The organism is Klebsiella sp. HN106 (assembly GCF_051209435.1).
GTDB classification, from domain to species: Bacteria; Pseudomonadota; Gammaproteobacteria; order Enterobacterales; family Enterobacteriaceae; genus Klebsiella; species Klebsiella oxytoca.
Genome location: NZ_JBLURD010000001.1, coordinates 1403982 through 1418042 on the forward strand (window position 1 = coordinate 1403982; position 14061 = coordinate 1418042).

The 14061-nt window shown below is 56.4% G+C and carries 14 protein-coding genes and 1 tRNA gene; 9 read left to right on the forward strand and 6 right to left on the reverse strand.

Going from position 1 to position 14061, the window contains the following annotated elements:
- Positions 1 to 9: 9 nt before the first annotated feature.
- The 3 genes from ACSIPU_RS06505 to yejF are packed head-to-tail and all read left to right on the forward strand — an operon-like array spanning position 10 to position 3720.
- Complete coding sequence (locus ACSIPU_RS06505) at positions 10 to 1104, forward strand: microcin C ABC transporter permease YejB (protein ID WP_196557442.1); 1095 nt, start codon at positions 10 to 12, stop codon at positions 1102 to 1104.
- Complete coding sequence (locus tag ACSIPU_RS06510; protein WP_049127647.1) at positions 1104 to 2129, forward strand: microcin C ABC transporter permease; 1026 nt, start codon at positions 1104 to 1106, stop codon at positions 2127 to 2129. Before ACSIPU_RS06505 ends, ACSIPU_RS06510 begins: the two co-directional genes overlap by 1 nt.
- A 1-nt stretch (position 2130) precedes the next feature.
- Entirely contained in the window at positions 2131 to 3720 is a 1590-nt protein-coding gene (gene yejF, locus ACSIPU_RS06515) for a microcin C ABC transporter ATP-binding protein YejF (protein WP_049591761.1), read from the forward strand.
- 3 nt (positions 3721 to 3723) lie between these two features.
- On the opposite strand, the gene ACSIPU_RS06520 is transcribed toward yejF, so the two are convergent.
- The 3 genes from ACSIPU_RS06520 to rsuA form a co-directional block, all read right to left on the reverse strand.
- Complete coding sequence (locus ACSIPU_RS06520; RefSeq protein WP_004103951.1) at positions 3724 to 4068, reverse strand: YejG family protein; 345 nt, start codon at positions 4066 to 4068, stop codon at positions 3724 to 3726.
- A gap of 330 nt (positions 4069 to 4398) precedes the next feature.
- Positions 4399 to 5595, reverse strand: coding sequence for a Bcr/CflA family multidrug efflux MFS transporter (locus tag ACSIPU_RS06525; protein WP_004103952.1), 1197 nt, complete (start codon positions 5593 to 5595; stop codon positions 4399 to 4401).
- Positions 5592 to 6311, reverse strand: coding sequence for a 16S rRNA pseudouridine(516) synthase RsuA (gene rsuA, locus ACSIPU_RS06530; RefSeq protein WP_004103953.1), 720 nt, complete (start codon positions 6309 to 6311; stop codon positions 5592 to 5594). The genes ACSIPU_RS06525 and rsuA overlap by 4 nt, the downstream gene beginning before the upstream one ends.
- A 148-nt stretch (positions 6312 to 6459) precedes the next feature.
- Between rsuA and ACSIPU_RS06535 the strand changes: the two genes are divergently transcribed.
- Both ACSIPU_RS06535 and rplY read left to right on the forward strand, forming a co-directional pair.
- Positions 6460 to 8217, forward strand: a complete 1758-nt coding sequence (locus ACSIPU_RS06535; RefSeq protein ID WP_064383239.1) for a DEAD/DEAH box helicase — start codon at positions 6460 to 6462, stop codon at positions 8215 to 8217.
- 137 nt (positions 8218 to 8354) lie between these two features.
- Positions 8355 to 8639, forward strand: coding sequence for a 50S ribosomal protein L25 (gene rplY / locus ACSIPU_RS06540; RefSeq protein WP_004114143.1), 285 nt, complete (start codon positions 8355 to 8357; stop codon positions 8637 to 8639).
- Between the two features lie 61 nt (positions 8640 to 8700).
- Here rplY and ACSIPU_RS06545 read toward each other — a convergent pair whose 3' ends face one another.
- Positions 8701 to 9294, reverse strand: coding sequence for an NUDIX domain-containing protein (locus ACSIPU_RS06545; RefSeq protein ID WP_016809562.1), 594 nt, complete (start codon positions 9292 to 9294; stop codon positions 8701 to 8703).
- Between the two features lie 80 nt (positions 9295 to 9374).
- Between ACSIPU_RS06545 and ACSIPU_RS06550 the strand changes: the two genes are divergently transcribed.
- On the forward strand, positions 9375 to 10133 hold the full coding sequence (locus ACSIPU_RS06550; RefSeq protein ID WP_004103958.1) for a DeoR/GlpR family DNA-binding transcription regulator: 759 nt from the start codon (positions 9375 to 9377) through the stop codon (positions 10131 to 10133).
- Between the two features lie 49 nt (positions 10134 to 10182).
- Here ACSIPU_RS06550 and yejK read toward each other — a convergent pair whose 3' ends face one another.
- On the reverse strand, positions 10183 to 11190 hold the full coding sequence (gene yejK, locus ACSIPU_RS06555) for a nucleoid-associated protein YejK (RefSeq protein WP_004114145.1): 1008 nt from the start codon (positions 11188 to 11190) through the stop codon (positions 10183 to 10185).
- A 178-nt stretch (positions 11191 to 11368) separates the two neighbouring features.
- On the opposite strand from yejK, the gene ACSIPU_RS06560 reads away from it, so the two are divergent.
- From ACSIPU_RS06560 to ACSIPU_RS06570, 3 genes are all read left to right on the forward strand, one after another.
- Complete coding sequence (locus ACSIPU_RS06560; protein WP_004133900.1) at positions 11369 to 11596, forward strand: YejL family protein; 228 nt, start codon at positions 11369 to 11371, stop codon at positions 11594 to 11596.
- Between the two features lie 19 nt (positions 11597 to 11615).
- Positions 11616 to 13376, forward strand: coding sequence for an LPS biosynthesis-modulating metalloenzyme YejM (gene yejM, locus ACSIPU_RS06565; protein ID WP_004103964.1), 1761 nt, complete (start codon positions 11616 to 11618; stop codon positions 13374 to 13376).
- Between the two features lie 77 nt (positions 13377 to 13453).
- Positions 13454 to 13530 (forward strand) — tRNA-Pro (locus tag ACSIPU_RS06570).
- Positions 13531 to 13889: 359 nt separating this feature from the next.
- On the opposite strand, the gene ACSIPU_RS06575 is transcribed toward ACSIPU_RS06570, so the two are convergent.
- A partial coding sequence (locus ACSIPU_RS06575) for a hypothetical protein (protein ID WP_196557441.1) occupies positions 13890 to 14061 on the reverse strand: 172 nt, incomplete at its 5' end.

Genomic DNA, 14061 nt, shown 5'->3' on the forward strand with positions numbered 1-14061 from the left:
GGAATTAAGATGGGTGCATATCTGCTCCGCCGACTACTGCTCATCGTCCCCACCCTGTGGGCGATTATCACCATTAACTTTTTCATTGTGCAAATCGCTCCCGGCGGCCCGGTCGATCAAGCGATCGCGGCAATAGAGTTCGGCGATCGCGGCGGTCTGCCCGGAGCCGGAGACGGCGGGATGGCTGCCAGCCATGCGCGTACCGGCGTTAGCAACATCAGCGACGGCCACTATCGAGGTGGGCGCGGGCTGGACCCGGAAGTCATCGCCGAGATAACCCACCGCTACGGCTTTGATAAGCCTCTCCACGAGCGCTATTTTAAAATGCTCGGCGACTACCTGCGCTTTGATTTTGGCGACAGCCTGTTTCGCAGCTCATCGGTCGTGCAGCTGATCGGGGACAGCCTGCCGGTCTCTATCTCGCTGGGCTTGTGGAGCACGCTCATCATCTATCTGGTGTCGATCCCGCTGGGGATCCGCAAAGCGGTCAGCAACGGTAGTTATTTTGACGTCTGGAGCAGTACGCTGATTATTATCGGTTATGCGATCCCGGCCTTTCTGTTCGCCATTTTGTTGATCGTTATCTTTGCCGGCGGCAGCTATTTCGATCTCTTTCCGCTGCGCGGGCTGGTGTCAGCCAACTTCGACAGCCTGCCGTGGTATCAAAAAATCCTCGACTATCTCTGGCATATCACCCTACCGGTGCTGGCCACGGTGATCGGCGGTTTTGCCGCCCTCACCATGCTCACCAAAAACAGCTTTCTCGACGAAATTCGCAAGCAGTACGTCGTCACCGCTCGCGCAAAGGGCGTTAGCGAAAAGCAGATCCTGTGGGGCCACGTATTTCGCAACGCGATGCTGCTGGTGATCGCCGGTTTCCCGGCCACCTTTATCAGCATGTTTTTTACCGGCTCGCTGCTGATTGAAGTGATGTTCTCGCTGAACGGACTGGGGCTGCTGGGCTATGAAGCTACGGTATCTCGTGATTACCCGGTCATGTTCGGCACGCTGTATATTTTTACCCTGATTGGCCTGCTGCTGAATATCATCAGCGACATCAGCTATACGCTGGTCGATCCGCGTATCGATTTTGAGGGCCGCTAATGTCATTTTTCAGTCCCGTCAATCAGGCCCGCTGGGCGCGCTTTCGCCACAACCGCCGCGGCTACTGGTCGCTTTGGTTATTCTTAGTCATTTTCGCCTGCAGCCTGTGCGCCGAGCTGATTGCTAACGATAAACCGCTGCTGGTGCAGTACCGCGGCAGTCTCTACGTACCGTTATTAAAAAACTATAGCGAGAGCACCTTCGGCGGCCGCTTTGCTACTGCCGCCGACTATCAGGACCCGTGGCTGCAAAAACGGCTGGACGATAACGGCTGGGCCCTGTGGGCGCCGGTTCGCTTCGGCGCAACGACCATTAATTTCGCCACCGAAACCCCCTTCCCTTCGCCGCCGTCAAGGCTGAACTGGCTGGGCACCGATGCCAACGGCGGCGACGTGCTGGCGCGTATTCTGTACGGCACGCGCATTTCCATTCTCTTTGGCCTGCTGCTGACCTTCTTCTCCAGCGTGCTGGGGGTGATGGCCGGCGCCGTTCAGGGATATTACGGCGGAAAGATTGATCTCTGGGGACAGCGCTTTATCGAGGTCTGGTCGGGGATGCCGACCCTGTTTCTGATTATCCTGCTTTCGAGCGTCGTGCAGGCCAATTTCTGGTGGCTGCTGGCCATTACCGTGCTGTTCGGCTGGATGACGCTGGTCGGGGTCGTCCGCGCCGAGTTTCTGCGCACCCGCAACTATGATTATATCCGCGCCGCGCAGGCGCTCGGCGTTAGCGATCGCGCCATTATTCTGCGCCATATGCTGCCTAACGCTATGGTCGCCACCCTGACCTTCCTGCCGTTTATTCTGTGCAGTTCGATTACGACTCTGACCTCGCTGGACTTCCTCGGCTTCGGCCTGCCGCTGGGCTCTCCTTCGCTGGGCGAGCTGCTGTTGCAGGGTAAAAATAATCTTCAGGCGCCGTGGCTGGGCATCGCCGCCTTTCTGTCGGTAGCGCTCCTGCTGACGTTATTGATTTTTTTCGGTGAAGCGGTTCGCGACGCTTTTGACCCAAGCAAGGCGGTGTAGCATGACGCAACCTCTGTTAGATATCGACAACCTTTCCATCGCCTTTCGCCAGCAGGGGGAAACCACCACCGTGGTCAGCGAGCTGTCGCTACGCATTGCGGTCGGTGAAACCCTGGCGCTGGTGGGCGAATCCGGCTCCGGTAAGAGCGTTTCCGCGCTGTCGATACTGCGGCTGCTGCCCTCGCCGCCGGTCAGCTACCCCACAGGGGATATCCGCTTTCACGGCCAGTCGCTGCTACACGCCGATGAACATACGCTGCGCGGCGTGCGCGGCAACCGCATCGCGATGATTTTTCAGGAGCCGATGGTTTCACTCAATCCGCTGCATACCCTCGAAAAACAGCTCTACGAAGTACTCTCTTTGCATCGCGGGATGCGTAAAGAAGCGGCGCGCGGAGAGATCCTCGACTGTCTGGATCGCGTTGGGATCCGCAATGCGCCGCGGCGTCTGGCCGACTACCCGCACCAGCTCTCCGGCGGCGAACGCCAGCGGGTAATGATCGCCATGGCGCTGTTGACTCGTCCGGAGCTGCTCATCGCCGACGAACCCACGACCGCGCTGGATGTGTCGGTACAGGCGCAAATCCTCGCGCTGCTGCGCGAACTCAAGCAAGAGTTAAATATGGGGCTGCTGTTTATCACCCATAACCTGAGCATCGTTCGTCAGCTTGCCGATCGCGTCGCGGTGATGCAGAACGGCCGCTGCGTGGAGCAAAACGGCTGCCGGGCACTATTCTCCGCTGCCGAACACCCTTACACCCGCCGCCTGCTGGACAGCGAGCCGTCGGGCGATCCCGTGCCCCTCGCGCCGGATGCGCCAGAATTACTGCGGGCGGAAAACTTAAGTATCGCCTTTCCGATCCGCAAAGGGCTTCTGCGGCGGGTGGTCGATCATAATCGCGTGGTTAACGCCCTCAGCTTTCAATTGCGCGCGGGAGAAACGCTGGGTCTGGTCGGCGAATCCGGATCGGGCAAGAGTACTACAGGGCTGGCGCTGCTGCGCCTGATTCATTCTGAAGGCGCAATCGTCTTTGACGGCGAGACGCTTCAGGGGCGCAGCCGTCGGCAGATGCTGCCGCTGCGTCGACGCATGCAGGTAGTCTTTCAGGATCCCAACTCATCGCTAAATCCACGGCTTAACGTTCTGCAAATTATTGAAGAAGGATTGCGCGTCCATCAGCCAACGCTCACGCCGGCCGAGCGAGAGCAGGCGGTGATTCAGGCGATGCAGGAGGTCGGTCTCGATCCGCAATCCCGGCATCGCTACCCTGCCGCTTTCTCCGGCGGACAGCGCCAGCGCATCGCTATCGCCAGGGCGCTGGTCGTCAAACCGCAGCTAATCGTGCTGGATGAGCCCACCTCTTCGCTGGATAAAACCGTGCAGGCGCAAATTCTGGCGCTGCTGAAGGCGCTACAGCAAAAGCATCAGCTGGCCTATATTTTCATCAGCCATGATTTGCGCGTCGTGCGTGCGCTTTGTCATCAGGTAATGGTGCTGCGGCAGGGAGAGGTCGTCGAGCAGGGTGAGTGCGAACGCGTGTTTACCGCTCCGCAACAGGAGTATACCCGTCAGCTGCTGGCGTTAAGCTGACGGTCAGAATGGGTTGTTGCCGGAGAACGGTTCTGCAATCGCCACGCCGAAATTTTTCAGCCGGCAGGTTGCCGCGAATTCGTCCTGACGATTAACAAACAGGCACGGTTCGCCCTCGCATTCAACAACGGAGCTGTCGACTTCGATGTCGCTCAGCGCCTGGCTGAGTTTATGCATAACCGGCCAGGCCTTATCGCCATCGGGGCTAAGTAATTTCAACGCCACAAGGCTATTTTCGCTCTGAGCGCCGTTTTGCGGAATCGGTTCAACTCTTGAACCTGCAAAACCGGCCAGCCAGCGATAGCTCTGCGGCAGACGGTGTACGATAGAGAGTTGCAGTGTATTCACGTGTTTTCCCCGGAAGCAAAATACTTCACAATAATTTTACAACAATACTAACACATTATTGACAATTAGTCCTGTTCCTGCACCGAAAACGCTTACACCAGCGGCATAGCCGTGTTAGTGGTTTGTAATATAAAAGTTTATAATTGTGCAGAGTGAACATCTTCGGGCTATATGTACCCGTTTCTGTGATCTAAAACAACTTTTTTATCGCAATAATGCGACTAATTGAGCGATTTGATTTTACATAAAAGAAACAAATTGCTGAACAGAGAAGCCGGTTTCGGTTGATATGTATCAAAAAAGGGGGCGATATCGCCCCCTGGAAGTCGCTTATCGTGCGGCTTTTCGCCGCCGACTGGCATAGAGGTAGAACAGAATAGAGCTGCTGGCGCAGAAGGCGATGGAAATCAGCATTGGCCAGGCCGTGGTAAAGGTCGCCATCGACAGCAGCGCGCCGACAATAGCGCCAATCCCAAAGCGGAACGTCCCAGCCAGCGAGGAGGCCGTCCCGGCCATATGCGGAAACTCATCGAGAATAACCGCCATCGCGTTGGAGGAGACCATCGAAACGCAGCCGATGAAAGCCGCCACGCCAAACACCAGCGCCCAGAAGCCGACGTCAAACAGCGCGCACACCACCATCCATACCGCCATCGCAAACTGGATCCACAGCCCCGCGCGGAACATATTCAGCGCCCCAACCCGCCGCACAAACCGGCTGTTGATCATGGTCATGACAAACAGGAAAACCACGTTCAGCGCAAAATAGTAGCCAAAGTGCTGCGGTGAAACGTGGTTGATATTGATATAGACAAACGGGCCAGCGCTCAGAAACGAGAACATCCCGGCAAAGCTAAATCCGCTTGCCAGCATATAGCTCAGCACGCGCTTATGGCGAAACAGGGTGGCGAAGTTGCCAAGCGTAGTGCGAATATGAAATTTCTGTCGCCGTTCCGGCGGCAGGGTTTCGCTAATGAAAAATGCGATCATCGCCGACGCTAACAGGGCCGCCAGCGCGAGGATCCAGAAGATCGCATGCCAGCTAAACCATACCAGCACCGCTCCGCCGACCATCGGCGCCACCAGCGGCGCAACGGTGGTGACCAGCATGACGAACGACATCATCCGCGAGAACTCTTCCTTGGGATAGATATCGCGCATCAGGGCGTTAATCACCACGCTTGCCGCTGCGGCTGCCAGGCCGTGGAAAAAGCGCATGGTAATCAGCATATCGATAGTCTGCGACAGCGCGCAGGCCACCGCCGCCGCGGCAAAAATGAGCGTCCCGCCTAGTATCACCGGTTTACGGCCAAGACTATCCGCCATCGGGCCATATAAAAGCTGGCCCAGCGCAAAGCCCAGAATATAGGTACTGAGCGTCATCTGCGCGCTGCCGTCCGGCACATTAAACTGGGCCGCAATCACCGGCAGCGCCGGAAGATACATATCAATCGACAGCGGCATTAACATGGCCAGCAGGCCAAGAATAAACACAATCCCTAATGAAGAATTCTGCTTTGCCGTCACGTTTTACTCCGCGCATGTTGGCCGCCGACGCTGGCGACTTCTTCTGCCGTCAGCGGACGATATTCACCCGGCGCCAGCGAAGCATCCAGCGCAATGTCGCCAATGCGTTCGCGATGCAGGCCAACCACATGATTCCCCACGGCGGCAAACATCCGCTTAACCTGATGGTAACGCCCTTCGCTAATGGTCAGGCGGACTTCGGTCGGTGTCACCACTTCCAGCACCGCAGGCCTGGTCAGCTCTTTCTCATTATGCAGCTGAACGCCTTTAGCAAACTGCCCGGCAGTGGAGTCATCAACCGGATTTTCCAGCGTCACCAGATAGGTTTTTTCGCAATGGTGGCGCGGAGACGTAATGCGGTGCGACCACTGACCATCGTCGGTCATCAGCACCAGACCGGTGGTGTCGATATCCAGACGACCGGCAGCATGCAGCTTGTGCGCCACCGGCTCATCGAGGAAATAGAGTACCGTCGGATGATCCGGATCGTCGGTAGAACAAACGTAACCCTGCGGCTTGTTGAGCATAAAGTAGCGCGGGCCGTTCTGCTGAACCAGCGTATTGCCGTCATACTCGACGTCATGCTCCGGCTGAAGCTTGAAGGAGGAGTCTTTTACAATTTCGCCGTCCACGGTAACGCGGCTGCCGCGGATTTCACGCCCGGCAATAGCCCGACTAACGCCAAGTTGCTGAGCGATAAACTTATCAAGTCGCATGAGATTTTTTTAGCCTGTACAAGTGCTGGAGCGGGCAACGCGCCCGAAAAAGAAGAATTTCATGGGGTAGTATAACGGGCTATTAACACCACTCAAGGGAAAAGATTCGTGGCATACTATTCGCGAGTTAATTAACCGCCATAAATTCATGACATTTACATTACGTCCCTACCAAAAAGAGGCGGTCGACGCCACGCTCGCCTGGTTTCGCCGCCATCATGAACCTGCCGCGATTGTCCTGCCAACAGGCGCAGGTAAAAGCCTGGTCATTGCTGAACTCGCACGCCTGGCGCGCGGTCGCGTGCTGGTGCTGGCGCACGTAAAAGAGCTGGTGGCGCAGAACCACGCCAAGTATTGCGCGCTCGGTCTGGAAGCGGATATTTTCGCCGCGGGCCTTAAACGGAAAGAGAGCCACGGTAAAGTGGTCTTTGGCAGCGTGCAGTCGGTAGCCCGTAACCTTGACCAGTTTCAGGGGGAGTTCTCGCTGCTGATCGTCGACGAGTGTCACCGCATCGGCGACGATAATGACAGCCAGTATCAGCAGATTATCAGCCACCTTCAGCAGGTCAATCCGCATCTGCGCCTGCTGGGGCTGACCGCAACGCCGTTTCGCCTGGGTAAAGGTTGGATTTATCAGTTTCACTATCACGGCATGGTGCGCGGTGATGAAAAAGCGCTGTTTCGCGACTGCATTTATGAACTGCCGCTGCGCTATATGATTAAGAATGGCTACCTGACGCCGCCGGAGCGGCTGGACATGCCGGTGGTTCAATACGACTTCAGCCGTTTACAGGCGCAAAGTAACGGCCTGTTCAGCGAAGCCGATCTGAATCACGAGCTGAAAAAGCAGCAGCGCGTCACGCCGCATATCGTCAGCCAAATCGTTGAATTCGCCGAAACGCGCAAAGGGGTAATGATTTTCGCCGCCACCGTTGAACACGCCCGTGAAGTGACCGGGTTGCTTCCGCAGGGCGAGGCGGCTCTTATCACCGGTGAAACGCCGGGGCCGGAGCGCGATCGCATCATCGAAGCGTTTAAAGCGCAGCAGTACCGCTATCTGGTTAACGTCGCGGTGTTGACGACCGGCTTTGATGCGCCGCATGTCGATCTGATCGCCATCCTGCGCCCGACCGAGTCGGTGAGCCTTTACCAACAGATCGTCGGCCGTGGCCTGCGCCTGGCGCCGGATAAAACTGACTGCCTGATTCTCGATTACGCCGGCAATCCGCACGACCTTTATGCCCCTGAAGTGGGAACGCCGAAAGGAAAAAGCGACAACGTTCCGGTCCAGGTTTTTTGTCCGGCATGCGGTTTCGCCAATACCTTCTGGGGAAAAACTACCGCTGACGGCACGCTGATTGAACACTTTGGCCGCCGCTGCCAGGGCTGGTTTGAGGATGACGAAGGCCATCGTGAACAGTGCGATTTTCGTTTTCGCTTTAAAAACTGCCCGCAGTGTAACGCGGAAAACGATATCGCCGCCCGCCGCTGCCGCGAGTGCGATACCATTCTGGTCGACCCCGATGATATGCTGAAAGCCGCGCTGAAGCTCAAAGATGCGCTGGTGCTGCGCTGTAGCGGTATGGTTCTTCAGCACGGTGCGGATGACAAAGGCGCCTGGTTAAAAATCACCTATTACGATGAAGATGGCGCGGATGTTAGTGAGCGCTTCCGCCTGCATACGCCCGCCCAGCGTACCGCCTTTGAGCAGCTCTTTATCCGACCGCATACCCGAACGCCGGGCGTGCCGCTGCGCTGGATAACGCCTGCCGATATCCTCGCCCAGCAGGCGCTTCTGCGCCACCCGGACTTTGTCGTTGCCCGCATGAAGGGGCAATACTGGCAGGTCCGGGAGAAAGTGTTTGATTATCAGGGGCGATTCCGCCGGGCCAACGAACTGCGCTAATCGTCCTCAGGACTGAGGTTTTGGTTGCTGCAAAAACGCAGGGCGGCTATAATGCCGCCCGCTTTTGCATTCGCGAAGCAGATAATCTGCCTGCTGCTGGGTCGCCTGTAGCAGGATTTATATATAGAGAGACGTCAATGTTTACTATCAACGCAGAAGTACGTAAAGAGCAGGGTAAGGGTGCGAGCCGCCGCCTGCGTGCAGCTAACAAATTCCCGGCCATCATCTATGGCGGCGAAGCTGCGCCAGTAGCAATCGAACTGGATCACGACAAAGTGTGGAACATGCAGACCAATGCAGAGTTCTACAACGAAGTTCTGACCATCGTTGTTGATGGCAAAGAAGAGAAAGTTAAAGCTCAGGCTGTTCAGCGTCACCCGTTCAAGCCGAAGCTGACCCACATCGACTTCGTTCGCGCTTAATCGCTCGCTGAAAGTTGTATGGCAAACGCCCCGCTCCGCAAGGTTCGGGGCGTTTTGTTTATTAGGCGAGTAGCGTTGAGGCATTCAGCGCGAGATGCTGCAACAGCATAATCGTTTTCGCATCGACGATTTCTCCTTCGCGAATAGCCTGCAGCGCTTTTTCCAGCGGCCACTCCAGCACTTCGATATCTTCTCCCTCCGTCGCCAGGCCGCCACCGTCGCTGCGCCGATCGTCGGCAGAGTATTCAGCGATGAAAAAGTAAAGCTTCTCCGTCACCGAACCGGGACTCATGTAAGCGGTAAATACCGGCTCGATCCGGGTGACGCGAAAACCGGTCTCTTCTTCGGCCTCGGCAACGATGCGTTCTTCCGGAGAAGCGTCATCCAGCAGTCCTGCGGCGGCTTCGATCAAAAACCCATCATGACCGTTAATCCATACCGGAAAGCGAAACTGACGGACCAGCACTACCGTTTGCTTTTCACGATTGTAGAGCAGGATCACCGCGCCGTTGCCGCGATCGTAAGCTTCCCGACTCTGCTCCTGCCAGCGCCCGTCACGGCGCAGTAGTTCAAAGGTATATTTCTTGAGCGTGTACCAGTTGTCCGATAATAGCGTTTCGCGGATATGGCGAACGCGCGGTGCGTCAGCGTGCATGTTTTTCCCCTTTTAGGTGACAGCGAGCAACATAACATGCATAATCGTGCACAAACAAGATCACTCATGAAGGTATTTTGATGCTTGCCAGCCAGAGAAAACAGCAGATTTTGCAGATCCTCGCTGAGGAAAAACAGGTGATGTCAGGCGATCTTAGCCAGCGCTTCAGCGTCTCAGAAGACTCTATTCGCCGGGATCTGCGGGAGCTGGCAGCGGAAGGCAAACTGCAGCGCGTGCACGGCGGGGCGCTGCCGGTATCCGAAGCCATCGCGCCTATTGAAACAAGAAAGAACGTGCAGATGGCCTCAAAGCTAACTATTGCCCAGCGCGCGGTTGAGCTTATTCAGCCCGGTCAGGTGGTGATTATCGACGGAGGCACGACTACCGGAGAGATGGTGCGCCTGCTGCCCGATAACCTCGCGTGTACCGTGGTCACCCATAGCCCGGGAATTGCCGTCGCGCTGGTGGAGAAACCGCTTATCGAGGTGATTTTGATCGGCGGCCGGTTGTTTAAGCATTCGGTGGTCAGCGTCGGGGCCGCGGCCCTTGAAAGCATTTCCCGCATCAATGCCGATCTGTTTTTCATGGGCGTTACCGGCGTGCACCCGCGGGCGGGATTAACCACCGGTGATTATGAAGAAGCGGGCATCAAGCGCGCGCTTGCGGCACGGGCAGCCGAAACGGTGGTGATGGCGTCGCAAGAAAAGCTGAACTCCGCTTCGGCCTTTGCTATCGGCGAGCTGGGGGGCGTCAGTACGCTGATCGTGGATACGACTCTCGACGAGGCGCTGCGACAGCAGCTAACCCTGAATGGGGTGGAAATCCTCTACGCGCTGTAGGGCAGGTCTGACGCTAAAAAAATCCCGACTCACGTCGGGATTTTGCATTTTAATTTCCGCCAGAAGTGCGGCGCTGCAGCTGATCGCGCAGATTCGGCGGCGTGCCTTTAATGGTTAAGGTATCCGTAGCCGGATCCCAGAACACCCGCTCGCCCAGCAGCATAGCGTCAAAGTTGATGGTTAACCCGCCGCCGCTGCCGGCAAACTTGGTTAACTGACGCAAAGTGCTGCGATCCGCCGGAAAGCTCTCTTCCAGCTCGTAACCTTGCTCGGCGGTAAATTCCTGGAAGGTCTTCTCGCTGACGCCAGCCAGCTCTTTGGACAGCGATTCCAGTTCGATTTCCTCACCGGCCTGCAGCTGTTCGTTGCAGTAGCTGTATACCTGCTGACGTACGTTCTGACGTTCAGATTTGTCCAGCTGCGCATCGGCGGCGAAATCATCCAGCGCCTGCAGCAGGCCGCGATTTTGCGCTTTCGCATTCAGCCCTTCGCTGGCGCCGAGGAAGTCCATGAAGAAATCCGCCACTTTGCGCCCTACCCGCCCCTTCAGGAAGGTCAAATAGCGCGTTGACTCCGGGTTGGTTTCCCATTCGGTTAAATCAATACGCGCCACGATGTCAGCGTGATTGATATCCAGATAATGGGTAGAGCTGATATCCAGCTCTTCGTTGACGCGCATGCTGCTTAAGTTATTCAGCACCGCCACCATCAGGTATTCCACCGCCAGATAGCGATACTGGCAAAACAGCACGATCCCGCCTTCAGCAAAAGGGTATTTTGCCAGTTCATCACGCAGGCGCCCGGTAGCGGCGCGGCTGAACGGCAGGAACTCTTCTTCGCCTTTACGCTGCCCGCGCAGCGCCTGCGCCAGCTCGCTCTCTTCAGTAAACAGGCCATAGGCTTTATTTTTTGCGCTGTAGACACGATGCAGCTCAGCCATCATCTCAACAACCGTCGCCGTCGGCTCCAGCAACGATTCGCGCAGCACCAGTTCCAGATTTTGTTCATCACGTTTGATTAACTGATGCAGGGCAATCTGGTCGATATCCAGACTCATGTTAAACTCTCCTTTTAGACCGGGCGGTATTCAACCACCGCCGGGGCGACGACGCAACCGCCGCGTGACTCTTTGCGAGCGAAGCCGCGCGCTTTTGCGTCGTGGCGAAAAAATGCGGAAAAAAAGCTTCTGCTACGGTAATATGTTGCCCTTTCACGAACAAACAGATTTTGAGTTTATGCCGCAATTATCCCGCTATAGCGATGAACACGTCGAACAGCTGCTCAGCGAGCTGACGAGCGTTCTGGAAACACATAAAGCGCCCGTTGACCTTTCACTGATGGTACTGGGCAATATGGTGACTAACCTGATCAACAGTAGCGTCGCGCCGGCGCAGCGTCAGGCCATCGCCCGTTCTTTTGCCCAGGCGCTGCAGTCATCTATCAACGACGATCCAGCGCACTAAGGATAACGAACAACAGTATATGGTGACTCTTCGTCAGCCCTACCGAGAAAAAGTCTCCCAGATGGTCAGCTGGGGACACTGGTTCGCCCTTTTCAACATGTTGTTGGCTATGGCGCTCGGCAGTCGCTATCTGTTTGTCGCCGACTGGCCAACGACGCTTGCCGGGCGCCTTTTTTCGTACGTCAGCCTCGTTGGTCACTTCAGCTTCCTGGTCTTTACCAGCTATGTGCTGATTCTTTTCCCGCTAACGTTTATCGTTGTCTCTCAGCGCTTAATGCGCTTTATCTCGGTGGTTCTCGCGACCATCGGCATGACGCTGCTGTTGATCGACAGCGAAGTATTCACCCGTTTCCACCTGCATCTTAATCCCTTTGTCTGGGAACTGGTCATTAACCCCGATCAGAACGAGATGGCGCGCGACTGGCAGCTGATGTTTATCAGCGTCCCGATCATCTTCCTTCTGGAAATGCTCTTTGCGACCTGGAGCTGGCAGAAACTGCGCAGCCTGACGCGCCGCCGCCACTATGCCCGGCCCGTTGCGTGGTTCTTCTTTATTTCTTTTATCAGTAGCCACCTGGTCTATATCTGGGCGGATGCCAATTTCTATCGCCCGATAACCATGCAGCGGGCCAATCTGCCGCTTTCCTATCCAATGACGGCGCGCCGTTTTCTGGAAAAACACGGCCTGCTCGACGCGCAGGACTATCAGCGCCGTCTGGTAGAACAAGGCGCGCCGGAAGCCGTTTCGGTGCAGTACCCGCTTAGCGAACTGCGTTACCGCGATCTCGGTACCGGTTATAACGTGCTGCTGATTACCGTCGATAATCTTAACTACTCGCGCTTTGAGCAAAACATGCCGGCGCTGACCGGGTTCGCGAAAGAAAACGTTAACTTTACCCAGCATATGAGCTCCGGTAACACTGCCGACAGCGGCATGTTTGGCCTGTTCTATGGTATTTCGCCGAGCTATATGGACGGCGTCCTGTCAGCACGTATCCCCGCAGCGCTGATTACGTCGCTGAATCAGCAGGGCTATCAGTTGGGCCTGTTCTCTTCTGACGGTTTTAGCAGCCCGCTGTACCGCCAGGCGCTGCTGTCCGATTTCTCGCTGCCGGCGGCGAAAGCGCAAAGCGACGAGCAGACGGCAAACCAGTGGATAAACTGGCTGGACCGCTACGCCCAGGATGAAAACCGCTGGTTCTCATGGGTTGCGCTCAACGGCACCACTCTTGATAACGGGCAGCAGCAAAACTTTGTCCGGCGCTACGCCAGCGCCGCTGGCGCGGTCGATACGCAAATTGGTCGCGTGCTGAATGCGCTGCGCGAAGCGGGCAAGCTGGACAACACGGTGGTTATTGTGACGGCGGGCCACGGCATGCCGCTGAACCCACAGCATGACGCGTTTGGCTGGTCGCGCGAAGAGCTTCAGGTTCCGTTGGTGATCCATTGGCCTGGCACCCCGGCCCAGGAGATCGCTACGCTGACCGATAATAAAGACGTGATGACGACGCTGATGCAGCGCTTACTTCACGTCTCCACACCGGCGAATGAGTATTCGCAAGGTGAAGACCTGTTTAGCGCCGCCCGCCGCCGCGCCTGGGTTACCGCAGCCAATAGCGATACGCTGGCCATTACCACGCCGAAGGTTACCGTCGTGCTCAATCACAACGGTACCTACAGAACATGGAACAGCGACGGCGAGAAAATTAAAGATCAAAAACCGCAGCTCAGCTTGCTGCTGCAGGTGCTGACCGATGAAAAACGCTTTATCGCTAACTGATTGATTATTTATAAATCAATCAGTCATTTCCCGGCTTGCATTCGCCCGGGGAACGGGTAATATTGTTCCCCACGAATCGGCACGTAGCGCAGCCTGGTAGCGCACCGTCATGGGGTGTCGGGGGTCGGAGGTTCAAATCCTCTCGTGCCGACCAAATAATCCCAGTAAAACCAGCCTCTTAAGGCTGGTTTTTTTATGCCTGTTTTTCGAGCGGGGTGAAATTGGGGTGTTTCGTTCAGCGCAGAGGCTTACAGATACTGCCGCCGTTTCAGATAGCGAACAAGCCTCCTGCTACCGGACATACATTCGTGGCATCGCGCTCCGGGCATCTGCTGAAAGATTTTCGACATATCAAGCCGACCGTTTCCCGTCAGGATGTAAATGCAGTGACGCGCCAGTTGAGAGAATGCGCTGCACGTTGTCCAGTATCGGCAGACCTGGCTGATGACTTCTTCTTTCTTTTTTATTTCTGTCCAGCGTCAGGCGCTACGATCGTGGCCGCCACCGGGTTCATTATTCACTCACCTCCCCCGCGTCATACCCCTCTTCATCCGTGCGGCCGGCTGCCGGGACACCGGCGCTGAATATCTGCGCCGGCAGCCTGAAGTTGCGCAGCTTCAGCAGCGCCAGCGGACCGTCGCCCAGCTCCGTACGCAGCAGCCACTGCAGCTGCCGCCTGTCCGGC

Bases quoted from the DNA above. Each gene is read 5' to 3' on its own strand.
- yejM (WP_004103964.1), top strand. From the start codon at position 11,616: ATGGTGACTCTTCGTCAGCCCTACCGAGAAAAAGTCTCCCAGATGGTC.
- rplY (WP_004114143.1), top strand. From the start codon at position 8,355: ATGTTTACTATCAACGCAGAAGTACGTAAAGAGCAGGGTAAGGGTGCG.
- rsuA (WP_004103953.1), bottom strand. From the start codon at position 6,311: ATGCGACTTGATAAGTTTATCGCTCAGCAACTTGGCGTTAGTCGGGCT.
- yejK (WP_004114145.1), bottom strand. From the start codon at position 11,190: ATGAGTCTGGATATCGACCAGATTGCCCTGCATCAGTTAATCAAACGT.
- ACSIPU_RS06550 (WP_004103958.1), top strand. From the start codon at position 9,375: ATGCTTGCCAGCCAGAGAAAACAGCAGATTTTGCAGATCCTCGCTGAG.
- ACSIPU_RS06535 (WP_064383239.1), top strand. From the start codon at position 6,460: ATGACATTTACATTACGTCCCTACCAAAAAGAGGCGGTCGACGCCACG.
- yejF (WP_049591761.1), top strand. From the start codon at position 2,131: ATGACGCAACCTCTGTTAGATATCGACAACCTTTCCATCGCCTTTCGC.
- ACSIPU_RS06505 (WP_196557442.1), top strand. From the start codon at position 10: ATGGGTGCATATCTGCTCCGCCGACTACTGCTCATCGTCCCCACCCTG.
- ACSIPU_RS06560 (WP_004133900.1), top strand. From the start codon at position 11,369: ATGCCGCAATTATCCCGCTATAGCGATGAACACGTCGAACAGCTGCTC.
- ACSIPU_RS06545 (WP_016809562.1), bottom strand. From the start codon at position 9,294: ATGCACGCTGACGCACCGCGCGTTCGCCATATCCGCGAAACGCTATTA.
- ACSIPU_RS06510 (WP_049127647.1), top strand. From the start codon at position 1,104: ATGTCATTTTTCAGTCCCGTCAATCAGGCCCGCTGGGCGCGCTTTCGC.